Origin of the sequence: Streptomyces massasporeus, from assembly GCF_014648995.1 — a bacterium.
GTDB lineage: Bacteria > Actinomycetota > Actinomycetes > Streptomycetales > Streptomycetaceae > Streptomyces > Streptomyces massasporeus.
On record NZ_BMSE01000005.1, the window covers coordinates 191,371 to 214,193 of the forward strand.

Annotated in this window: 16 protein-coding genes; 9 read left to right on the top strand and 7 right to left on the bottom strand. The window is 71.5% G+C overall.

Annotated features, from left to right (window positions below):
* Positions 1–14: 14 nt before the first annotated feature.
* Entirely contained in the window at positions 15–2,279 is a 2,265-nt protein-coding gene (locus IE153_RS14650) for an ATP-binding cassette domain-containing protein (RefSeq protein ID WP_189590142.1), read from the top strand.
* 54 nt (positions 2,280–2,333) lie between these two features.
* Here IE153_RS14650 and IE153_RS14655 read toward each other — a convergent pair whose 3' ends face one another.
* The 4 genes from IE153_RS14655 to IE153_RS14670 form a co-directional block, all read right to left on the bottom strand.
* The gene (locus IE153_RS14655) at positions 2,334–3,371 is read right to left on the bottom strand and encodes an AI-2E family transporter (RefSeq protein WP_189590329.1); all 1,038 of its coding nucleotides are present in this window, start codon (positions 3,369–3,371) and stop codon (positions 2,334–2,336) included.
* Positions 3,372–3,819: 448 nt separating this feature from the next.
* Positions 3,820–4,599, bottom strand: coding sequence for a polysaccharide deacetylase family protein (locus tag IE153_RS14660; protein WP_189590143.1), 780 nt, complete (start codon positions 4,597–4,599; stop codon positions 3,820–3,822).
* A gap of 463 nt (positions 4,600–5,062) precedes the next feature.
* The gene (locus IE153_RS14665; protein WP_189590144.1) at positions 5,063–5,278 is read right to left on the bottom strand and encodes a hypothetical protein; all 216 of its coding nucleotides are present in this window, start codon (positions 5,276–5,278) and stop codon (positions 5,063–5,065) included.
* Positions 5,279–5,430: 152 nt separating this feature from the next.
* On the bottom strand, positions 5,431–5,886 hold the full coding sequence (locus tag IE153_RS14670) for a tellurite resistance TerB family protein (RefSeq protein ID WP_189590145.1): 456 nt from the start codon (positions 5,884–5,886) through the stop codon (positions 5,431–5,433).
* 392 nt (positions 5,887–6,278) lie between these two features.
* Here IE153_RS14670 and IE153_RS14675 point away from each other — a divergent pair, with 392 nt between their 5' ends.
* From IE153_RS14675 to IE153_RS14685, 3 genes are all read left to right on the top strand, one after another.
* Positions 6,279–6,833 carry a class I SAM-dependent methyltransferase gene (locus IE153_RS14675; RefSeq protein ID WP_229829003.1) on the top strand — a complete coding sequence of 185 codons (555 nt, stop codon included), beginning with the start codon at positions 6,279–6,281 and terminating at the stop codon, positions 6,831–6,833.
* A gap of 228 nt (positions 6,834–7,061) precedes the next feature.
* On the top strand, positions 7,062–12,284 hold the full coding sequence (locus tag IE153_RS14680) for a family 43 glycosylhydrolase (RefSeq protein ID WP_189590146.1): 5,223 nt from the start codon (positions 7,062–7,064) through the stop codon (positions 12,282–12,284).
* Positions 12,285–12,491: 207 nt separating this feature from the next.
* Positions 12,492–13,886, top strand: coding sequence for a DEAD/DEAH box helicase (locus IE153_RS14685; protein ID WP_189590147.1), 1,395 nt, complete (start codon positions 12,492–12,494; stop codon positions 13,884–13,886).
* Between the two features lie 17 nt (positions 13,887–13,903).
* Here IE153_RS14685 and adh read toward each other — a convergent pair whose 3' ends face one another.
* Entirely contained in the window at positions 13,904–15,421 is a 1,518-nt protein-coding gene (gene adh / locus IE153_RS14690) for an aldehyde dehydrogenase (RefSeq protein ID WP_189590148.1), read from the bottom strand.
* A gap of 104 nt (positions 15,422–15,525) precedes the next feature.
* Positions 15,526–16,749, bottom strand: a complete 1,224-nt coding sequence (locus tag IE153_RS14695) for a sigma-54-dependent transcriptional regulator family protein (protein ID WP_189590149.1) — start codon at positions 16,747–16,749, stop codon at positions 15,526–15,528.
* Between the two features lie 340 nt (positions 16,750–17,089).
* Between IE153_RS14695 and IE153_RS41605 the strand changes: the two genes are divergently transcribed.
* Positions 17,090–17,548, top strand: coding sequence for a hypothetical protein (locus IE153_RS41605; RefSeq protein WP_229829004.1), 459 nt, complete (start codon positions 17,090–17,092; stop codon positions 17,546–17,548).
* On the opposite strand, the gene IE153_RS14705 is transcribed toward IE153_RS41605, so the two are convergent.
* Positions 17,514–18,002: a hypothetical protein gene (locus IE153_RS14705; protein WP_189590330.1), complete on the bottom strand. Its 489-nt coding sequence runs from the start codon at positions 18,000–18,002 to the stop codon at positions 17,514–17,516. The genes IE153_RS41605 and IE153_RS14705 overlap by 35 nt on opposite strands.
* 689 nt (positions 18,003–18,691) lie before the next feature.
* On the opposite strand from IE153_RS14705, the gene IE153_RS14710 reads away from it, so the two are divergent.
* The 4 genes from IE153_RS14710 to IE153_RS14725 all read left to right on the top strand — a co-directional run bounded on the left by IE153_RS14710 (position 18,692) and on the right by IE153_RS14725 (position 22,733).
* Entirely contained in the window at positions 18,692–20,557 is a 1,866-nt protein-coding gene (locus IE153_RS14710; RefSeq protein WP_189590150.1) for a phage tail sheath subtilisin-like domain-containing protein, read from the top strand.
* A 47-nt stretch (positions 20,558–20,604) separates the two neighbouring features.
* Positions 20,605–21,129: a phage tail protein gene (locus IE153_RS14715; protein ID WP_067023001.1), complete on the top strand. Its 525-nt coding sequence runs from the start codon at positions 20,605–20,607 to the stop codon at positions 21,127–21,129.
* Between the two features lie 130 nt (positions 21,130–21,259).
* On the top strand, positions 21,260–21,994 hold the full coding sequence (locus IE153_RS14720) for a T4 family baseplate hub assembly chaperone (RefSeq protein ID WP_189590151.1): 735 nt from the start codon (positions 21,260–21,262) through the stop codon (positions 21,992–21,994).
* Complete coding sequence (locus IE153_RS14725) at positions 21,987–22,733, top strand: hypothetical protein (protein ID WP_189590152.1); 747 nt, start codon at positions 21,987–21,989, stop codon at positions 22,731–22,733. Before IE153_RS14720 ends, IE153_RS14725 begins: the two co-directional genes overlap by 8 nt.
* Positions 22,734–22,823 lie beyond the last annotated feature (90 nt).

Consider the following 22,823-nt stretch of genomic DNA (forward strand, 5'->3'; position numbering starts at 1 on the left):
CGGTACACCGTCGCATGCGAAACACAGAAGACGACATCGTCATCGTCGGCGCCCGCGAGAACAACCTCAAGGACGTCTCCTTACGATTGCCCAAGAACAAGATCACCGTCTTCACCGGTGTGTCCGGCTCGGGCAAGTCCTCGATGGTGTTCGACACCATCGCGGTGGAGGCGCAGCGGCAGCTGAACGGCACGTTCAGCTGGTTCATCCGCAACCAGCTGCCCAAGTACCAGCGTCCGCACGCGGACGTCATCGCCAATCTGACCTCACCCGTCGTCGTCGACCAGAAGCCGGTCGGCGGGAACGCCCGGTCCACGGTCGGCACGATGACCGACATCTACTCCAGCGTCCGGGTGCTCTTCTCCCGCCTGGCCACCCCCTACCACCCGCCGTCCCTCTACTCGTTCAACGACCCGCAGGGGATGTGCGCCGAGTGCGACGGCCTCGGCCAGGCGCGCCGCGTCGACGTGGACCGCATGCTGGACCGCTCCAAGTCCCTCGACGAGGGCGCCATCCAGCTCCCCACCCACAAGGTGGGGAGCATGGACTGGCAGCAGTACGCCAACTCGGGCCACTTCGACACCGCCAAAGTCCTGAGCGACTACACGGACGACGAGTGGCAGATGCTGCTGTACGGCAGCGGCGGCAAGGTCACGGTGAGCACCGCGAACAGCACGGCCACCCTCAACTACGAAGGAGTGGTGGCGCGCTTCACCCGCACCAACCTCAAGCGCGACCTGAGCTCACTGAGCGAGCGGGGGCGGGCCAACATCGAGCGGTTCATCACCATGGGCGTGTGCACGGCCTGCGAAGGGGCCCGCCTCAACCCGACGGCTCTCGAGGCCAGGGCCGGGTCCCACAGCATCGCCGACTGGGCGCGCATGGAGGTCAGCGACCTGATCGAGGTCCTCGGCGGCGTCGAGGACCCGGTCGCCGGCGCGATCGCCGAGGGCGTCCTCAGCGCACTGCGGCGGATCGAGACGGTCGGCCTGGGCTATCTGTCCCTGGACCGTGCGACGACGTCCCTGTCCGGCGGTGAGGCGCAGCGCCTGAAGACGGTACGCCACCTCAGCAGCAGCCTCGTCGGGATGACCTATGTGTTCGACGAGCCGAGCACCGGACTGCACCCGCGGGACGTGGGCCGGCTCAACGACATGCTGCGCGAGCTGCGCGACAAGGGCAACACGATTCTGGTCGTCGAACACGACCCGGACGTCATCGCCATCGCCGACCACGTCGTCGACATGGGACCGGGCGCCGGTGTGCACGGCGGCGAGGTCGTCTTCGAAGGGTCCTTCGAGTCCCTCCGGCAGGCCGACACCCCGACGGGTGCCGGACTGCGCGCCATCGGCGGGGTGAAGGAGCCGGTGCGCGAGCCGGACGGTGAACTGCGCGTCGAGAACGCCGCTCTGCACAACCTGAAGAACGTCTCCGTGGGCATCCCCACCGGCACGCTCACCGCGGTCACGGGCGTGGCGGGCTCGGGCAAGAGCTCCCTGATGGCCGGTGCCTTCATGGCCGCGTACCCCGAGGCCGTGTTCGTGGACCAGTCGCCCATCAAGGCGTCCTCCCGGTCCACACCCGCCAGCCACCTCGACGTGATGGACGCGATCCGCAAGTTGTTCGCCAAGGCGACCAAGACGCCGGTCTCCCTGTTCAGCTTCAACTCGGCGGGCGCCTGCGACGAGTGCAAGGGCCGTGGTGAGATCGTCACCGAGCTCGCCTACATGGATCCGGTGCGCACACGCTGCGAGGCCTGTGAGGGCAGGCGGTTCAAGGACGAGGTGCTGGCGCACACCCTGCGCGGCCGGTCCATCGCGGACGTGCTGGAGATGTCCGCGGAGGACGCCGTGGCGTTCTTCCACGAGCGCGAGGTGCACGACAAGCTGGCCGGGCTGCTGGACGTGGGCCTGGGCTACCTCACCCTGGGCCAGCCGCTGAGCACCCTGTCCGGCGGTGAACGGCAGCGGCTGAAGCTGGTCGCGCACCTGCACCGCACCGGGGCCGTCCACGTCCTCGACGAACCCACGACCGGGCTGCACATGTCGGACGTCGACACCCTGGTCGCCCTGCTGAACCGGCTGGTGGACCGCGGCAACACCGTCGTGGTCATCGAGCACAACCTCGACGTCGTCCGGCAGGCCGACTGGGTCGTCGACCTCGGCCCGGACGGCGGCAAGCACGGCGGCGAGATCGTCTTCACCGGCACCCCGCGCGAACTGCTGAAGTCCGACGCCTCCGTGACCGGCGCGTACCTGCGCCAGTACTGCGGCGCCTGATCCGGTTCCCCCTCCCGCGGTGCCGACCCGGCACGGCACCGCGGGAGGGGGTGTTCAGGCCGGTTCGCCCTGGGGTCCCCGCAGCGCCTGGTACACGGACCACACCACCGCCACCAGCGGTACGGCCACCACCGCGCCGATCACCCCCGCCGCCACCGCTCCGCCGACCACCGCCAGGGCGACCACCACCGGGTGCAGACGGACGGCCCAGCTCATCACGATGGGGTGCAGGAGGTGACCCTCGATCTGGCCGATGACCACGATCAGGGCGATGACCACCAGGGCGATGAGCGGTCCCTTCGACGCCAGGGCGACGACCGCCGCGACCGCCAGGGCGATGGGCGAGCCGATCAGGGGGATGAACGCGGCCATGAACTCCAGCAGGGCCAACGGCACGGCGAGCGGCACCCCGAGGGCGAACAGCGCGATGCCCACGAGGACCGCGTTGGTCGCCGCCACCAGCAGGATGCCGTGGGTGTACCCGGTGAAGGTCCGCCACGCCGCCCCGGCCCCGACCGCGACCCGATGCCGGGCCCGTTCGGGGAACTGGTCGCACAGCCACTGCCACTGCTTCTCGCCGGAGTGCGTGAAGAAGACCGCGCAGAACAGGGCCAGCGCGAGCACGGTCAGCACCTCGACCAGCCTGCTCGCGCCGCTGAGCGCCGTACTGATGAGGGTGGAGCGGTGGTCCGACAGGAGCTTGCCGATCCGGGACTGGAGATCGTCGAACGCGTCCGGGGGCAGCCGGAAGGGCGGGTCCTCCAGCCGACGCTCGATCCGGTCGATCCCCGCCACGAACTCCTTCTCAAGACCGGTCCGCTGGTCCGCCACGGTCTCACCCACCAGGGCCAGCGCCCCGAGGACGAGGACGATGCCGCCGATGAGGGCGGTGGCGACCGCGAGCGGCCGGGGCATGAACCGCGCCAGCAGACCGGCCGCGGGACGGAGCACCGCCGTGATGACCAGACCGAGGAAGACGGCCACGGCGACCCGGTGGAACTGCCCGAGCAGGGAGAACGCGACCCGGACGACGATGCCGACCGCGATGAGCCGCCACGCGTACGCGGCCGCGGTCCGCAAGACGCCCGGCACGCGCGACTCGGCGTCGTTCAGGTCCGGCGGCGCCGAGACGGGTGGATCGGGGGGCGTCGACACCTCATGCCCGTACCACCCACCGGCCGTCGGACAGCGGAACCGGCCCGCAATTCCCCCGAAGGCCGGTACCGGCCCGGCGGACGGCGCAGCAGAGCGCGGCGTTCCGAGCAGCGCCGCCACCCACCAGGCCCGCGACCACTCGGTCCGCGACCACCCGATCCGCGACCGCCCGATCCGCGACGACCCGGCCCGCCCACCGCAAGTCCACCGTCAGCGCCCCGGACGGGGAGCCCCTCCCCTCACCACCACGCACGCTCTGGCCGTGGTGGAACGGACGCGCCCAGGGCTGATCCGGGCGTTCCACATCACGGACACGGCCGCCACCTCCGAGGCCCTCACGGTGGCCGGGACCCCGAAACCGGCCGAACGCCTCACCAACCGTCGGCTAGCGCACGGGGAAGCCGAAGGAGTACCCCTGCTCCTTCAGCCACGGCAGGACCTCTCGCAGGGCGGCGACGGTCTGCGAGCGGTCTCCGCCCGCGTCGTGGAAGAGCAGGGTCGGGCCGTTGGAGATCTCGTTCTTGACGGTGGCCACCATGGCCTCCGTGCCGGGCCGTTCGAAGTCCTTGGAGTCGATGTTCCAGCCCAGCGGGCGCATCCCGTGGGACGCGGCGAGGTGACGGCTGTAGGGGGTGAAGGCTCCACCGGGCGCCCGGTAGTACAGCGGGCGGACGCCCCCGGACGCCTTGGTGATCATGCGTTCGGCGTCCAGGATCTGCTGTGACTGGTAGGCCTTGGACTTGCGGTCCATGGTGACGTCGTGCGAGACCGTGTGGTCGCAGAGCCGGTGCCCGGCCGCCACCACCGCCTTGACCAGGTCCGGGTGGGCGCGGGCCTGCGTGCCCACCATGCAGAACGTGGCCTTCACGCCGTTGTCCCGCAGCACCCGCAGCACCTCGGGGGTCCAGGCGGGGTCCGGTCCGTCGTCGATGGTGATGTTGACGCCGCGGGCACCCGCGTCCGAGGCGTGCACGATGCCCGCCGCCACGGGCGCCGTCTTCCGGCCCTGCGACGGGGCGGGGGGCGCCGCGACGCCCTGGGCGGATCGCTCATCGCCGGAACCGACCTGCGCGTTCCAGAACGAGCTCAGGCCGGCCACCGCGGTCACCCCGAGCGCCGCCGCCAGCACCTTGGCGTACCATCCCCGCCCGCCGTTTCGCACCATGTCCTCTGTTCCTTCGCCGTCGCCGTGGAGCCCGTGCATACGGCAAGAGGGCGGAAGGCGGCCGGCGGATCCGTCTGTTACGGATCACGGACAATCCTGCTGCTCGGCGGTATCCCGACGGCCCGCTCGGCACGCTCACGCCAGGTCCGCGGACACCCCGCCCTCGATCCAGGCGCGGACGGCCGCGGCGGCCATCGCGGAGGTGGGGTGCGAGGCCCGGACGGGGAGGGTCGGGGCGGTGACCGGCTCGGGCGTTCAATCGCGCTCCCGCACCAGCACCAGCACCGGCCGGATCGGCTCGTCCCGTGTCGTGCTCCCCGCCCCTCAAGTCCTGTGCAGCACCACGGTATTGAGCCTACGCGGACGGGAGGAGTCGCACCGCACGCCGTCCGGGCGGGAAGGAGGGGCAGCCGGTGCGCCCTGGGCCGTGCCCGCAAAGCCCCGACCGCCCCACGGCGCGGCCCTAGTCGGTCTCGCGCTCCAGGACGCGGCGGGCCGCCTCGGCCTCAGCCGCGGGCGGCGACAGTTCGTCGAGGGTGTCGAGCTCGTCGTCCGCCTCCAGTTCCCGTTCCCAGGCCGCCGCGAGGCGCTCCTGCTCCTGGCGCGGCCTGGCGCCGATCGCCTGGCGGTGCTCCGGGTCCAGAGCTGCCAGGAATCGTCCGAGCGGGTCCGTGGGCATGCGGGGCTCCTTGTCGTGCGGAGGGAGTGCCAAACAGCACCAAACAGCGCCGAACAGCCCCAGCATGGCCGAATCCCCGCGCCCCTGCCGCTCGACACAGCCGGGGAACATCACGTTGGCCCCTTGGCCCCTTGGCCCCCAGGCCCGCTCGGTCAGAGGTCGAACTCGTGCGGCGGCAGGTCGAGGGCGTAGCACGCCTCGCGGACCACCGCTTGCTCGTCCTTGTCGAAGTCGCCGTCGGCGCCGCCGATGACGATGCCGATCTGGACGACGGCCCGCGCCTCGGCCGGCTTCCTCTTCGCCTTGGCGATCTCCTGCATGACGCTCACCTTGCCGAAGTCGACGTCGGCGGTCAGCTTGTCGAGGTTGTCCTCGAAGCGGCGGCGCAGGTCGTCGGCGGGGAAGTTCTGCAGCACCTCGTTGGTGGCGATGAGCTGGGCGACGCGCCGCCGTTCGGACGGGTCGACCGTGCCGTCGGCGGCGGCCACCAGGGCGCACATGGCCATACTGGAGTCGCGGAAGGCGCCGCTCTTCAGGTCGTTCTTCTTCGCGATCAGCTGGGTCTGCATCGTCGAGGCGGATTCCTTGAGACGGTCCCACAGGGCCATGAGAACTCCATAAGCGTCGGTAGCTTCTACAACACTGTAGAAGCTACCAGTCCTCGTCCGCGAAAGCCCCGGCTTCCCGGCGCCGATGAACGACCGTTGTTGCGCCCGGGTGGCAGCCCGGCAGAACGGAGACCCGCCATGACCGGCTCGTTCCGTCCGGACTTCGGTCTCACCGCGCGGGACTACGGTCGCCACCGCGCCGGATTCCCCCCTCAGCTCGTCTCGCACCTGTACCGGCACGGCATCGCCTTCCCCGGCAAGGACGTGCTCGACGTCGGAACCGGAACCGGCGCCCTGGCCCGGCTGTTCGCGCTGGCGGGGGCGCGGGTGACCGGCCTGGACCCGGCGGGGCCCTGCTCGAACAGGCCCGGGAACTCGACCGGGAAGCCGGGGTGGAGATCGACTACCGGGTGGGCACGGCGGAAGCGACGGGGCTGCCGGACGTGTCGTACGACCTGGTGACGGCAGGTCAGTGCTGGCACTGGTTCGACGCGCCGAAGGCCGGGGCCGAGATGCGGCGGCTGCTTCGCCCCGGCGGCCGGGTGGTCATCGCCCACTTCGACTGGCTGCCCCTGCCGGGCAACGTGGTCGAGGCGACCGAGGAGCTGATCCTCACCTTCAATCCGGCCTGGACGCTGGGCGGCGGCACCGGCCTGTACCCCCGCTGGCTGACCGACCTGGCCACCTCGGGCTTCACCGGCATCGAGACCTTCTCCTTCGACCTGGACGTGCCGTACCCGCCCGAGGCGTGGCGGGGCCGGATCCGGGCCAGTGCCGGGGTCGGTGCCAGCCTGCCGCCGGACGAGGTGGAGCGCTTCGACGAGGCCCTCGGACGGGTGCTGCGTGACCGTTTCCCCGGCGAGGTCGTCCACGTCCCGCACCGCACCTGGGCCGTGGTGGCGACGAGGGGGAGGGCTGATACGCCCGCGAGGCGAATCCCCCGCTGACCGACGGCACTCGGCGACCCGGGTCGCTTCGTCACGCATGTTCGACCTGTCGGACATTGTTCGAAACCTCTTGACGCTGCCCCGGGCGTCGCTGAGACTCTCGCCACACACGTCACCTGCGTGCAACGGCAGGCCCACGGCAAGGACTTGCCGTCGCCTCGTCGGCCGCTCGTCCTTTTTCGTTCCGCCTTGTCCGTCATCAGCCATGCCTCAGCAGGGAACCCCGACATGACGCACGTCGCACGACTTCGCAGCCGAGCGAGACGCCGGGCGGGCCATCTCGCCGGACTGACCGCCGCGTCGATGCTGCTCACCCTCGCCGGACCCACCGCTTCCGCACACGCGGCACCGACGGCCCCCAAGGCCCCGGCGGCCGAAGCCGCGGACATCACCGACGGCCTGGCCCTCTGGTACAAGCTCGACGCGACCTCGGGCGGCACCGCCACCGACGCCTCCGGCAACGGCCGGGACGGCACGGTCAGCGGCACCGCGGACTGGTCGGCATCCGGCCAGGGGCTCGCCTTCAACGGATCGGACACCTACATCAAGGTGCCGGACGACGTCATGAAGGGCATGAACGCGATCACCGTCTCCATGGACGTGCTGATCGACTCCGCCCAGAGCACCCCCTACTTCCTCTACGGCTTCGGCAACACCAACGCGGGCACCGGCAACGGCTACCTGTTCACCACCGGCAACTCCTTCCGCACCTCCGTCGCGACGGGCAACTGGTCGACCGAGCAGACCACCAAGCCGTCCGACTCCCACAACCTGACCCGCGGCGTGTGGAAGCACGTCACCTACGCCCAGACCGGCTCCACGGGCGTGCTCTACGAGGACGGCGTCGAGGTCGGCCGCAACACCTCGGTCACCACCACGCCCGGCGCCATCGGCTCCGGCACCACCAAGGCCAACTACATCGGCAAGTCCGTCTACGACGGCGACAAGCTCTTCAAGGGCCGGATACGCGACTTCCGGGTGTACGACAGGGCCCTGGACGGCTCGGAGGTCGAGCAGCTCTCCCTCCCCGTCGCCACGCAGGGCGTCGCCGACGACAAGGACGCCCTCGGCCTCGGCGACACCAGCGGCGTCACCTCGGATCTGGACCTGCCGAGGACCGGCCCCGCGGGCGGCTCCGCCATAAGCTGGAAGAGCGACAACCCGTCCGTGGTGTCCGACAGCGGCAAAGTGACCCGCCCCGAGGCCGGCTCACCCGACGGCCACGCCACGCTCACGGCGACCCTGAAGAAGGGCACCGTGACCGGCACCAAGACCTTCGACGTCACGGTCCGGCCCGCACTCGACGACGCGGCCGCCGTCCGGCAGGCCGCCGAGGCGCTCACGGTCCACAACCTCGACGACGCCCGCGGCAACCTCACCCTCCCCGGGAGCGGTGCCCTCGGCACGGCCGTCACCTGGTCCTCCGCGAAGCCGGACGTCGTCTCCGCCGACGGCGGGGTCCACCGCCCCGCGCACGGCGACGGCACCACGACGGTCGAACTGACCGCCACCGTCACCAAGGGCGACGCGAAGGCGACCCGGGTCATGACGGCCAAGGTGCCCGAACTCCCCGCCGAGGCGCCCCTCAAGGGCTACATGTTCAGCTACTTCACCGGCGAGGGCACCTCCGACGGCGAACAGCTCTACGCCGCCCTCAGCAAGGGCAACGACCCGCTGTATTGGCGCGAACTGAACGACGGCAAGCCGGTCCTCACCTCCACGCTGGGCGAGAAGGGCCTGCGCGACCCGTTCATCATCCGCTCCCCGGAGGGCGACAAGTTCTACCAGATCGCCACCGACCTCAGGATCTACGGCAACGGCGACTGGGACGCCTCCCAGCGCACCGGCAGCAAGTCCATCATGGTCTGGGAGTCCACCGACCTGGTGCACTGGACGAACCAGCGCCTGGTCAAGGTCTCACCCGACAGCGCGGGCAACACCTGGGCGCCGGAGGCGTTCTACGACGCCGAGCGCGGTGAGTACGTCGTCTTCTGGGCGTCGAAGCTGTACGACGACGCCGACCACTCCGGCGACACGTACAACCGCATGATGTACGCCACCACCCGCGACTTCTACACCTTCAGCGAGCCCAAGGTCTGGATCGACCGCGGCTACTCGGTCATCGACTCCACGATGATCCGGCACGACGGCACGTACTACCGGCTGTCCAAGGACGAGCGGAACAACAGTTCCTCCACCCCCAACAGCAAGTTCATCTTCGAGGAGAAGAGCGACTCGATCCTGAACCCGTCCTGGACCGCCGTCGCCGAGGGCATCGGCAAGGGCGCGATGAACGCCGCCGAGGGACCGCTGGTGTTCAAGTCCAACACCGAGGAGAAGTGGTACGCGTTCCTCGACGAGTTCGGCGGCCGCGGCTACATCCCGTTCGAGACGACCGACCTCGACTCCGGCAGCTGGACCCCTTCCACCGGCTACGACCTGCCCGCCAAGCCCCGCCACGGCACCGTGCTCCCGGTCACCCAGGCCGAGTACGACCGGCTGCTGCGCGCCTACCAGCCCGACCAGATCGTGAAGAGCGTCGAGGACGTGTCGGTGAAGACCCGGGTCGGCGACGCCCCCGTTCTGCCGGCCACGGTGATCGCCGAGTACGCCGACGGCGTCAAGCGTCCCATCGCGGTCACCTGGGAGGACGTACCGGTGTCGAAGTACGCCCAGGCCGGCACCTTCACCGTGACCGGCAGCCTGCCCGACGGCACCGCGATCCCGGTCCGGGCCGAGGTCACCGTGGCCGAGGAAGGACCGGACGTCCCCGCCGACCTGCTCCTGCACTACGACTTCGACGAGACAGGCGGCACCATCGCCCGTGACTCCAGCGGGCACGGCTACCACGGCACCTATGTGCGTACGCCCGACTTCGGCACCGGTGTCGACGGCGGCTCGTTCAAGATGTCCGGCGGCTCGGACTCGCCGTACGTGAAGATCCCGAACGGCGTGCTGAAGAACGCCGGCAGCGTGACGGTGTCGACGTACGCCAAGTGGAAGGGCGGCAGCGGCTTCCAGTGGCTGTTCGGGCTCGGCCCCGACAGCGACACGTACCTGTTCGCCACTCCGTCCAACGGCGGATCCAGCCTCTACTCGGCCATCACGAAGGCGAGTTGGTCGGCGGAGTCGAAGCTCACGGCCGGCTCGCAGCTCACGCCCGGCCAGTGGCGGCACGTCACGGTGACGCTGGACGGCGCCACCGGCACGATGGTCCTCTACGCCGACGGCATCGAGGCGGCCCGCACCACGACCACCATCAAGCCGTCCGAGCTGTACAGCGCGGCCAAGGACTACAGCGGCTACATCGGCCGGTCCCTCTACGCGGCCGACCCGTACTTCGGCGGCGAGGTCGACGACTTCCGCATCTACGGCCGAGCTCTCACCGGCACCGAGGTCATGCGACTGAGCGGCAACACGGCGGGCATCGCCAAGGCCACGCACCCGGCGCTCAAGGTCGACGCGCTGGTCGACAACGCGGCCGGCACGATCACCCTGCCGATGAAGGCGGGCACCGATCTCACCGCGCTGGCACCGGAGTTCACCCTCGCCGAGGGCGCGACCGTCAGCCCCGCATCCGGCAGCGTGCACGACTTCACCAAGCCCGTGACCTACGAGGTCACCGGGTCGGACGGCAAGAAGCGCACCTGGAAGGTCTCGGCGCTGATCATGAACACCCCGGTCCTGCCGGGGCTGAACGCCGACCCGAACATCGTGCGCTTCGGCGACACCTTCTACATCTACCCGACCACCGACGGCTTCGAGGGCTGGAGCGGCACGCAGTTCAAGGCCTACTCGTCCACGGACCTGGTCCACTGGAAGGACCACGGCGTCATCCTCGACCTGGGACCGGACGTCGGCTGGGCGGACAGCCGGGCCTGGGCGCCGGCGATGACCGAGAAGGACGGGAAGTACTACTTCTACTTCTGCGCCGACGCGAACATCGGCGTGGCCGTCTCCGACTCGCCCACCGGCCCCTTCAAGGACGCCCTGGGCAAGCCCCTGCTGAAGGCCGGTGACTTCCGCGGCCAGATGATCGACCCGGCGGTCTTCACCGACGACGACGGCAAGCAGTACCTCTACTGGGGCAACGGCCGCGCCTACGTCGTCCCGCTGGGCGACGACATGACCTCGATCGACACCGCGAAGGTCACGGACATCACCCCGAGCGGCTACAACGAGGGCACCTTCGTCATCAAGCGCAAGGGCACCTACTACTTCATGTGGTCGGAGAACGACACCCGGGACGAGAACTACCGTGTCGCCTACGCGACCGGTCCCTCGCCCACCGGCCCGTGGACCAAGCAGGGCGTGATCCTGGAGAAGGACCTGTCCCTGGGCATCAAGGGACCCGGACACCACTCCGTCGTCCACGTCCCGAACACCGACGACTGGTACATCGCCTACCACCGCTTCGCCATCCCCGGCGGCGACGGCACCCACCGCGAAACCACCGTCGACAAGCTGGAGTTCGGATCCGACGGCCTGATCGAGAAGGTCGTCCCGACCCTCGGCGGCATCGACCCGGTCACCGTCGTCCACGCCGGGCCGGACGCCACCGGCACCGAGGGCGAGGCGATCACCCTCGCCGGCACCGTCTCCGGGGCGGGCACCCCCCAGTGGACCGTCGAGGACGGCGCCCCGTGCACCGTCGACGACCCCGCGGCGGCCCGCACGACCGTCACCTGCACTGACGACGGCACCTTCCGGGCGACCCTGAGCGGCGGGCGCTCCACCGACACCACCACCGTCAAGGTCTCCAACGCCGCCCCGACGATCACGTCCGCCAAGGGCCCCGGCGCGCCCCTCCCGGCCGGCAAGGCAGCCGTGGTCACCGCGTCCTTCGACGACCCGGGCACGTCCGACAGCCACACCTGCAAGGTCGACTGGAAGGACGGCGGCCGGCCGACGACAGGCACGGTCACCGGCTCCGGCTGCCGCGCCGCACACGTCTACGACGATGCGGGCCTCCACCGCCCGGTCGTCACGGTCACCGACGACGACGCGGGCACGGACACCACCACCCTCGCGGAACTGATCGTCTACGACCGGTCCGCCGGACCCGCCGCCGGAGCCGGCACGATCACCTCGCCGGCCGGTGCCTACCCGGGCAGGCCGGGACTGACCGGAAAGGCGGCGTTCACCCTGGCCGCCCAGTACCGGAAGGGAGCCACCGTCCCCACGGGCAAGGCCACGTTCGTCTTCGGGCCCGCCCGGCTCACCTTCCGCTCGACCGGCTCCGACTGGCTCGTGGTGAACGGCTCCCGGGCCGTCTACCAGGGCACCGGCACGGTGGGCGGCAAGAGCGGCTACGTCTTCAGGGTCACCGCCACCGACGGCCCGGACACCTTCCGCATCAAGATCTGGAAGAAGTCCACCGGCGATGTCCTGTACGACAACAGGACCGGTGCGAAGACCAAGGGCGTCATCACGGTCGGACACCGCAAGTAGGAGCACTCGGTGAGTCGCCGGGACCGGGCCCCAGAGCCCGGTCCCGGCGGCCCGGGCCTTCCTCGCTCCGCATCTCCCGCGCAGCGCCCCGTGCTAGCGTTGGCTGTTTGCCGCTCACCGCGCCGGTGCCCTGTTCCGTGTCACCGGCCGGTGACCGCGTCCCCGCCGCGCCTTCCTCGGTTCGGTTTCTTCGGAGGAAGGCTTTCAGTGAGCGAATCAGTACGTGACGATGCCCGGCCGCAGGACTCGGCGCCGCCCTCGGTGGCGTCCTTCGCGCAGCTGGGGCTGCCCGCCGAGATTCTGCGGACGCTGGACGAGCACGGTGTGACGGTTCCCTTTCCCGTCCAGGCGGCGACGCTGCCGGACGCGCTCGCGGGCCGTGACGTCCTGGGCCGGGGCCGCACCGGATCCGGCAAGACGCTCGCCTTCGGCCTGGGGATGCTCGCCCGGACGGCCGGGCGGCGCGCGCAGCCCAAGGAGCCGCTGGCGCTCGTCCTCGTGCCCACCAGGGAGCTCGCGCAGCAGGTCGGTGAGGCGCTCACCCCGTACGCCGAGGCCCTGCGGCTGCGGCTCGCGACCGTGGTGGGCGGCGTGTCCATCGGACGGCAGGCCGCCGCGCTGCGGGACGGCGCCGAGATCGTCGTCGCCACGCCCGGCCGCCTGCACGACCTCGTCGAACGCAAGGGCTGCCGACTGGGACGGGTGCGCATCGCGGTCCTGGACGAGGCCGACCAGATGTGTGACATGGGCTTCCTGCCGCAGGTCACCGAGATCCTGGACCAGGTGCGTGCCGACGGGCAGCGGATGCTGTTCTCCGCCACCCTCGACCGCGACGTCGACCAGCTGGTGCAGCGCTACCTGCGCGACCCCGCCGTCCACTCCGTGGACCCTTCCTCCAGTGCGGTGTCCGCGATCGAGCACCACGTCTTCGTCGTGCACGGCCCCGACCGGTACGCCGTGACCACGGAGATCGCCGCCCGGGACGGCCGCGTCCTGCTTTTCCTGGACACCAAGCACGGCGTCGACCAGCTCACGCGGCACCTGCGGGCCAGCGGCGTGGCCGCCGCCGCGCTGCACAGCGGGAAGTCCCAGCCGCAGCGCACCCGGACCCTGGCCCAGTTCAAGAACGGGCAGATCGCCGCGCTGGTGGCGACGAACGTCGCCGCACGCGGCCTGCACATCGACGACCTCGACCTCGTGGTCAACGTCGACCCGGCCACCGACCCGAAGGACTATCTGCACCGCGCGGGCCGCACGGCCCGGGCCGGCCGCTTCGGCACCGTCGTGACACTCGTCCTGCCGGGGCAGCGCCGCGAGACGAGCCAGGTCATGACCGACGCCGCCGTCACTCCCAAGGTCACCAAAGTACGGTCCGGAGAGGCGGAGCTCAGCCGGATCACCGGCGCCAAGGCCCCCTCCGGAGAGCCGCTCGACGGCGGGGCCGCCGCAGGCCGGCCCAAGAACCACAACGCCCCGTTCCGCGGCCTGGGCACCACCAAGGACGCGAAGAGCGGCTCCGGTGGCAGGTCGTCCCGCAAGAGCGATGAGGCCCGCAAGCTCGCGGAGGCCCGCAAGGCGGCCCGGGTGCGCCGCGGCGGCTGAGCCCCTTCCTGGGCCTTCTAGAAGAACCCCAGCTTCTTCGCCGAGTAGGACACCAGCAGATTCTTCGTCTGCTGGTAGTGGTCCAGCATCATCTTGTGGTTCTCGCGTCCCATCCCCGACTTCTTGTAGCCGCCGAACGCCGCGTGGGCCGGGTACGCGTGGTAGCAGTTGGTCCAGACGCGGCCCGCCTTGATCTCGCGGCCCAGGCGGTAGGCCGTGTTGCCGTCGCGGGTCCAGACGCCGGCGCCGAGGCCGTACAGGGTGTCGTTGGCTGTCTTCAGGGCCTCGTCGACCGAGTCGTACGTCGTGACCGAGACGACCGGGCCGAAGATCTCCTCCTGGAAGATCCGCATGTCGTTGGTGCCGCGGAAGATGGTCGGCTCGATGTAGTAGCCGCCCTCCAGGCCCGGTACCGCGCGGGGGCCGCCGCCCGTGACGACCTCGGCGCCCTCCTTCCTGCCGATGTCGAGGTAGGAGAGGATCTTCTCGTACTGGTCGTTGCTCGCCTGCGCGCCGATCATGGTGGCCGGGTCCAGCGGGTCGCCGCCGACGATGGCCCGGGTGCGTTCGACGCAGCGGGCCATGAAGTCGTCGTAGATGGAGGCATGGATCAGGGCGCGCGACGGGCAGGTGCAGACCTCGCCCTGGTTGAGGGCGAACATCACGAAGCCCTCGACCGCCTTGTCCAGGAAGTCGTCGTCGGCGGCCATGACGTCGGGCAGGAAGATGTTCGGGCTCTTGCCGCCCAGCTCCAGGGTGACGGGGATGATGTTCTCGCTCGCGTACTGCATGATCAGGCGGCCGGTGGTCGTCTCACCCGTGAACGCCACCTTCGCCACGCGCGGGCTGGACGCCAGCGGCTTGCCCGCCTCCACGCCGAAGCCGTTGACGACGTTGACCACGCCCGGCGGGAGCAGGTCGGCGATCAGGTCGATGACGTAGAGAAGGCTGACCGGGGTCTGCTCGGCCGGTTTGATGACGACGCAGTTGCCCGCGGCCAGCGCGGGGGCGAGCTTCCATGTGGCCATGAGGATGGGGAAGTTCCACGGGATGATCTGGCCGACCACGCCCAGCGGTTCGTGGAAGTGGTACGCGACCGTGTCGGCGTCGATCTCCGCGATGCTGCCCTCCTGGGCGCGGACGACTCCGGCGAAGTACCGGAAGTGGTCCACGGCCAGCGGGATGTCGGCGGCCAGGGTCTCGCGGACCGGCTTGCCGTTCTCCCACGTCTCGGCGACCGCGATCTTCTCCAGGTTCTGCTCGATGCGGTCCGCGATCCTGTTGAGGATGTTCGCGCGTTCCGTCGTGGACGTGCGGCCCCACTGGTCGGCCGCCCGGTGCGCGGCGTCCAGTGCGAGGTCGACGTCGGCCGCCGTGGAACGGGCGACCTCGCAGAAGGCCTTGCCGGTCACGGGCGTCGGGTTCTCGAAGTAGCGGCCCTCGACGGGCGCTGTCCAGTCGCCGTCGATGAAGTTGTCGTAGCGGCGGGCGAAGGTGACGATGCTGCCTTCGGTTCCTGGCTGCGCGTACACCATGGCGGCTCTCCTCGGTGAAGTGCGGTGCGGGGCGGGTTGGGACGCCCTCACTGTGCTCCCGGGAGGTTGGCGCAAGGTTGGCGCAGTGACGGATCCGGCGTCCGTCAGCCGCGCAGGGCCGTCGCGAGCCGGCCCCTCGCGATCGCCCGGCGGGTGTCGCCCGGGCCGAGCAGCCGCAGCGCGTGCTCGTGGACCTCCGCGTCGTACGGGGCCCGTTCGCCGTAGCGCAGGGCGTGCTCGGGGCGGGTGCTCGCCAGCACGGCGTCGCGTACCGCCACTTCGATGCGCGTGCGCCACTCCTCGATGCCGGGGGCCTCGGAGCGGGGGAGCAGCGGGCCGCCGTAACGGCGCAGGGCCGTGTCCGTGTCGCCCTGCTCCAGTGCGCGCAGGACGTCGGCGGCGTCGCAGGACACGGGGTCGGTGAGGGTGTAGTGGCGGGGGGAGATCGCGCCGCCCAGCGCGCGGCGCAGGTGGGAGATCTCCGCCTTGAAGGTCGACGACGTCACCGGGCGGTCGCCGTACAGGGCTGCGTGCAGTCGTTCCGCGGAGAAGCCCCCGGGTTCGAGGGAGAGGAGGACGAGGATCTCCAACTGGCGTGGACGCACGTGCAGTTGCTGTCCGTCCCGCACGGCCCGCTCGACGCCCAGGCAGCTGAGCCGCAGGTGTCCCGCACCGGGTTCCTGTGTGGTGAGGCGGGCCTCGATGCTGGACACCAGTGTCCGTACGGTCGACATGGCCAGGGGGTGTGATTGGTCCCAGGTCGTGGACAGGTCCAGTACGCCGAGGACGCGGCCGTCCCGGCCGTGCACCGGGGCGCAGTAGCAGACCCAGCCGTGCAGGGCCGACACCAGGTGCTCCGCCGAGAAGACGGAGCTGGGGCGGCCGGTGCGCAGGGCGAGGGACAGCGCGTTGGTGCCCATGGCCTGCTCGTCCCAGCGGCCGCCCGGTGCGAAGTTGACGCGCTCCGCCTGGCGGCGCATGGTCGGGCCGCCACAGGTCCACAGGATGGTGCCGGACTCGTCGGTGACCGCCGTGACGAACCCGGCGTCCTCGGCGATGCTGTGCAGCTCCCCGGCGAGGGCGGAGACCGGCCGGTACAGCGGTGAGGACGTCCAGCGCTGGTGCACCTGGCCGCCGTCGGTGACCGGGGCGCTCTCCCGGCCCGGGTCCACGCTGCCCAGCGAGCGCGCCCAGGACTCGGTCACCTCGTGGCGCAGCGTCGCGGTGCCGCCCGGCCGCGAGCCCGGGACGCTCAGCCTCGGCACCCAGCGGGACCACTCGTGCTCCAGCACGGCCCTGCGCTGGTGGAGGTCAGGGCGCTGTGACATGGCCTCTCCCTGCCGTCGTACCGGATTCTCGGCGTGAGGTCAGTCTGACCGGACGGGCCCGTCCCGGTCGAGAACTCCGTCGGACCCGGCAGAACTGTTCCGCATGAGGCGGCCGGGGGGCGGCATGAGACGGCCAGGGGCGACATGAGGCCGCCGGGGGCGACCCGTTGGCCTGGAACCGCCGTGTGGCCGGGAACCGTCCCCGCCTCTGAACGGGCGACCGCCTGACTGGATGTTTGTCCGGTGTCGGCGTGCCGCCGTACGGGTGACGGGTTCACTCGACCCGACGGACGGGGCCCGGCACGCGTACCACCGGTGTGCGGCGCCGCGTTCCCCTGGCATGGACAGCACGGAGACGGCCCGGCGCCTTCCGGGGAACGACGCCGCGCCCCGCTCGTACGCCGAACTCACCAGCGGGTACGCGGGACATCCGCCGATCTACGCGGCCCTGGTCGCCGAGTGGGAGGCGCGGGGCCACACGGTCCCGGAGCACCGCGACGGCCAGTGGGTCTCCTTCGCCGCGCCGGCCGAGAGCGAGACCTGGACCGCCGTCACCTCATGGGCCGCCGGCCGGCACATGGGCCCGGTCGTCCCCGGCGGCGGCCCCCGTCCGGCCCCAAGTCCTCACTCGCCCGCCGCTTCTCACCCGGCCGTCACTCCCCACCCCGCCGCCGGCCGGCACCCGGGCCAGGTCGGCGCCGCGGGCACCCGGCCCGGCCCCGGCCGTCCCCCCGCGGCGACGGTGCCTCCGTCCGGCGCCCGCCTCACCAGCCGTCCGACGCCACCGGCTCCGCGCTGACCGGCGCCAGCACCGCGAGGGTTCCGCTGGCCTCCCGCAGGGCCGTCTCGAGGGTGCCCGGGGTGTGCAGGGTGCCGGTTCCGTCCGGCGGCACGAGCCACTCCAGGCGACCGGCGGGCCGGTACGGCGGCGGCACGGCGACCCACGAGCCCCGGCCCACGTGCCGCACCCCGAAGCCGACCCACTCGCTGACCGGATCGGGCGGCAGGAAGAACCCCACTCTGCGGGCCGCGCAGTCCACCAGGGTGGGGCCGGGCACCTTCCGCGGGTCGCGCCACAGGAGGTCCAGCGCGAGCAGGCCGAGCCGGTCGGGGACGCTGAGCACGTCCCAGTACCGCCCGGACTCCACGAGCACCGTTCCCGCGCCGTAGTCCCACTCCCGTTTGCACTCCTGGGGGTCCGTGGCGGCTGCGGCGAGCCACTCGACGGCTTGCTTCCACATGACGCTCTGCATGGCCACCCCAGGCACAGTCGACGGCGCCGCGGTCGGGCGCGCGCTGAACACGGGCCGGTGACCCGCGGGGTTCCGCGTGCCGCACGGCCGTAGCCATGCTCGTAGATATTTCTACGGGTCGGAAGGGGTGGCGCGGTCTGGCGTTTGGGTCGGGCATGTCCCGGTCGAAAGAGGGCACTCGAAGGTGCGGCCCGAAAGGCCGCGATCAACTTCGTGCGCATCCATGCCGCTCCGAGGAATTCGGCCACCGAAGGGTGTGTGCGACTCGGGGAGAACTCGAGGAGCGCCGGGGCGCGCCGCCGGACATGCGGGTCTCGCAGGCATGCCGTCCGCGCCGCCGGCCCTTCGGCGTGCAGGAGGTGTGGACCGGTTCACGGCGGCGCGCGGGCGCGATGTGCGGATCCGGGAACTTTGCCTTCACGAAACCTCCCTCCGTGCTGGCCAGAACCCGCCTTGTTCGGTCAACTCCACACGCAAGAAGGTGGGTTGAGCACTTGAACATCAGGAGTCACAAGCGCGCTGCTTGACCTGTGCGAACCGAACCGCACGGGGATGACGGGGGAACTGATGAGGTGCGCGTGCCCACCGCCGACCGGTCCGGGCAGAGTCCTCGCGCACGGCTGTCACGTCCCTCCCTCACCGCCTCTTGGTGCCTTCCTCGGGTGCCCGAGACAGGGATAGGAGGGGGAATGCCGATGAGTGCAGTGAGCGCCGCCAAGCCGACGTATCCCGGTGTCTACGTCGAAGAGCTTCCCAGCAGCACCCGCACCATCTCGACCCTGACCACGTCGGTGACCGCCTTCGTGGGCCACACCCGCCGCGGCCCGCTGAACGAGCCGGTGCGCGTCACCAGCTTCACGGAGTTCGAGCGCCGCTTCGGGGGACTGAGCGCCCAGAGCGCCGTCGGCTACGCCGTTCACCAGTTCTTCGGCAACGGCGGCACCGTCGCCGTGATCGTCCGGGTCGCCAAGGCCGGCAGCGGCCGGGCCGCCTGCGTCACGCTGGAGTCCACCGAGAACCACAGCGAGTGCGACGTCCTCGCGGTGCACGCCAAGGAACCCGGCGTGTGGGGCAACGGGCTGCGGGTCGCCGTCGACCACGACACGCCCTGCCCCGACGAGACCTTCAACCTGCGCGTCTTCGACGCCAAGGGCGAGGCCCGCGAGAGCTTCACCGGCCTGTCGACCGACCCGGCCGGCGGCCGGTTCGTGCAGACCGTCGTCAACGCCGGTTCCCGGCTGATCCGCGTCGAGGTCGTCGGCGAGGGCCGGCCCGATCCGTCGGGCACCGTCTCCAAGCCGTTCGGGCACGAACTGCCCGACCTCGCCGTCGACCTCACCGTCAAGATCGGCGACGTCGAGCGGGAGTTCACCCTCTACGACCCCGACTGCGACGGCGAGTCCCCGTCCTCCGTCGCCGAGCTGGCGCTGCTGCTGGAGCGCAAGCTGCGCGCCCTGCCCGACGCGCCCGGCAAGCATGCCTTCGCCGGCGCCGAGGTCACCGCCTTCGGCCGCCGCGTCCAGGTCGTCGCGGGCTCCACCGACCCCGACGACGTCGTCCGCTTCCTCGGCGAGTGCGCCAACGACCTGGGCCTGGAGGCCTCGGTCAACCCGCCCGTCTTCCCGCTGGAGGGCGGCGAGGACGGAGAGGCGCCCGGCCCGCGCGACCTCATCGGCTCCGAGGCCGACAAGTCCGGCATCCAGGCGCTGCGCGGCGTCGCCGACGTCAACCTGCTCGCGCTGCCCGAACTCGCGGCGTACGAGAAGACCGAGGACGCCCTCACCGTGGTCTCCGCCGCCCAGCGCCTGTGCCAGGAGCGGCGGATCTTCCTCCTCGTCGACGCGCCCGGCACCTGGGTCAGCGTCGACACCGCCCGCGCCGGGCTCGCCGCCTTCGACGCCGTGCGCGGCAACCACGCCGGCCTGTACTTCCCACACCTGAAGCTCACCGACCCGCTCACGGGACGGCTGCGCTCCTTCCCGCCGTCCGGCGCCGTCGCGGGCGTCATCGCCCGTACGGACTCCGAGCGCGGCGTGTGGAAGGCCCCGGCCGGCACCGAGGCCCGGCTCGCCGGCGTGCACTCGCTCGCGGTCGACCTGACCGACCGCGAGACCGGCCTGCTCAACCCGCTGGGCGTCAACTGCCTGCGCACGTTCCCGGTGACCGGCCCCGTGGTCTGGGGCGCCCGCACCCTGGAGGGCTCCGACGCCCTCGACAGCGAGTGGAAGTACGTGCCCGTCCGGCGGCTCGCGCTGCACGTCGAGGAGAGCCTCCAGCGGGGACTGCAGTGGGTGGTGTTCGAGCCCAACGACGAGAACCTGTGGCAGCAGATCAGGCTCGCCGCCTCCTCCTACCTGCACACGCTGTTCCGCCAGGGCGCCTTCAAGGGCGGCACGCCCCGCGAGGCCTACTTCGTCAAGTGCGACAGCGACACCACGACCACCGAGGACATCGAGAACGGCGTCGTCAACGTCCTGGTCGGCATCGCGCCGGTCCGCCCGGCCGAGTTCGTGATCGTCAAGATCCAGCAGACGTCAGGGCAGTTCGCGCTCTAGGGAACGCTCGAAGGAACTGCTCCAAGGAACCCCTGAGGACATTTTCGATGGCAGAGTTCACGGTCAACGCCCATCGCTTCGACCCGTACAAGAACTTCAAGTTCCTGGTCCTGTGGGACGGTCGGACGGTCGCCGGCATCAGCAAGGTCAGTCCGCTGAAGCGGACCACCGAGGTCGTCAAGCACCGGCACGGAGGCGACCCCTCCTCCCCGCGCAAGTCGCCGGGCCGCTCCGAGTTCGAGGGCATCACCCTGGAACGCGGCGTCACCCACGACCCCGAGTTCGACCGCTGGGCCAACAAGGTCTGGCAGGTCGGCGCGGGCCTCGGCTCCGAGGTGTCCCTCGCGGACTTCCGCAAGGACATCGTGATCCAGGTCCTCAACGAGGCGGGCCAGGTCGCCGTCTCCCACAAGCTGTACCGGACCTGGCCCAGCGAGTACCAGGTCCTCGGTGAACTGGACGCCAACGCCAACGCGGTGGCCATCCAGTCCCTGAAGCTCGAGTGCGAGGGCTGGGAGCGGGACTACGAGGTGCCGGAGCCGGAGGAACCCTCGTTCCTGAACCCGGCGTAGCGCTCCGCTGGGGCGCGCCGCGGGGGGTGGGTCGTCGTTCGTCTGCGGTTCGTGGGGGCTGGTCGCGCAGTTCCCCGCGCCCCATCGGGGGCGCACCCGAAACTGCTGAGACACGGGTACTGGGGGAGGCATGGCCATCACGCGGGCGGCCGACGTCCTGGCCACCTGGGAGAGCGGGGTGGCCCAGGGGCCGGCCGGGCGCGCTCTGCTGCTGCACGGGGCCGCGCGGCCCGAGCTGGGCGGTGACCGGGAGCGCCTGCTGGAGCTGCCGGTGGGGGAGCGCGAGGCGGATCTGTTCACCCTGCGCCGGGCCCTGTTCGGCGAGCGGATGCAGGTGCGCCTGGAGTGCGGGGCGTGCGGCGCGGACATGGAATTCGAGCTGGACGCCGGGGAGTTCGCCCGGACCCTGGCCGACCGCGGCGAACCGCTGGTGCGGATCGCCGAGGACGGCTGGGAGGTCGAGTTCCGGGTGCCCGGCGTCGCCGACCTGACGGCGGCGGCCGGCGCGGCCGACCCGCGCCGGGCCCTGCTGGCGAGGTGCGTGACCGACGCCGTACGCGACGGGCGGTCCGTGTCCGCGGACGCGCTGCCCGCCGCCGTGCAGCGCCGGATCGCCGAGGCGGCCCAGGCGGCCGACCCTGGCGGCGACGTCACGCTCACCGTCGCCTGCCCCGAATGCGGGGAGGGCACCCGCGCCGAGCTGGACATCGCCTCCTACCTGTGGACCGAACTGGACGCCTGGGCCCGGGACCTCCTGCTCGACGTCCATCTGCTCGCCACCGCGTACGGCTGGAGCGAGCCGGAGATCCTGGCGCTCAGCCCGCTGCGGCGCCGCTACTACCTGGAGCTGTGTGCGGATGTCTGAGTCCACCTCGCGAGGGCGGCCGGAGCCCGACTTCCTCGACCGGCTGCTCGCCCGGCACGCGGCGCCCGCCGCGCAGCGCCCCGGCGTGGTGCGGGTACGGCCGCGGCTGGCCGGGCCGTTCGAACGGACCGAGGCGGTCCGGGCCACCGCACCGGGCCCGGACGACGCCGAGCCGCTGTGGCCCGTCGCCGCCCCGGCGCCGGGAGCCCGGCCGGACCCGGCGCGCCCGGCGGCCCGCGAGGTCGTCCGTACGGAACGGGAGCGGACGGTCGTACGGACCGAGCAGGCCCCCGCGCCCGCCGAGCCCGCGACTCGTCCGGCCCGGAGGGACGAGACCGGGGAGCCGCTGCTGCGTCCCGCCGCACCGGTCCGCCCCGCGCTGCGGCCGGTCCCCGACACCGCGCGCCGCGCGGCTGTCCGAGGCCGTCCGGAGGGGGCGGCCCCCCTGAGCGCGGCGTCCGCACCAACCCCCCCTGGTGCGGACGCCGCTCCCCCCGCCGTGTCCGCCCCGCTGCTCCCCAGCGTGGCGGACACGGCGGCCGCCCGGGACGCCGTCCGGCAGGTCGCGGCCCGGCGCCCGGGGCGACCGGCCGAGCGGGTCGTGCAGGTGCAGATCGGACGGCTGGAGGTGACCGCGGGCGGCGCGCCGCAGGGCGGCGGCACGCCCCGGCCCCGGCGGACGGAGCGGCCGGGGGCCACCGTCAGCCTGACGGACTACCTGGCCAGGGGGCGCGAGTGAGCGGGCGCCGGCGGGCGGACGTACGACGAGAAGCGGAACGACGAGAAGCACGCCGGTCGGCTGCGAGAAGCGGGACGACGAGGAGAGGGA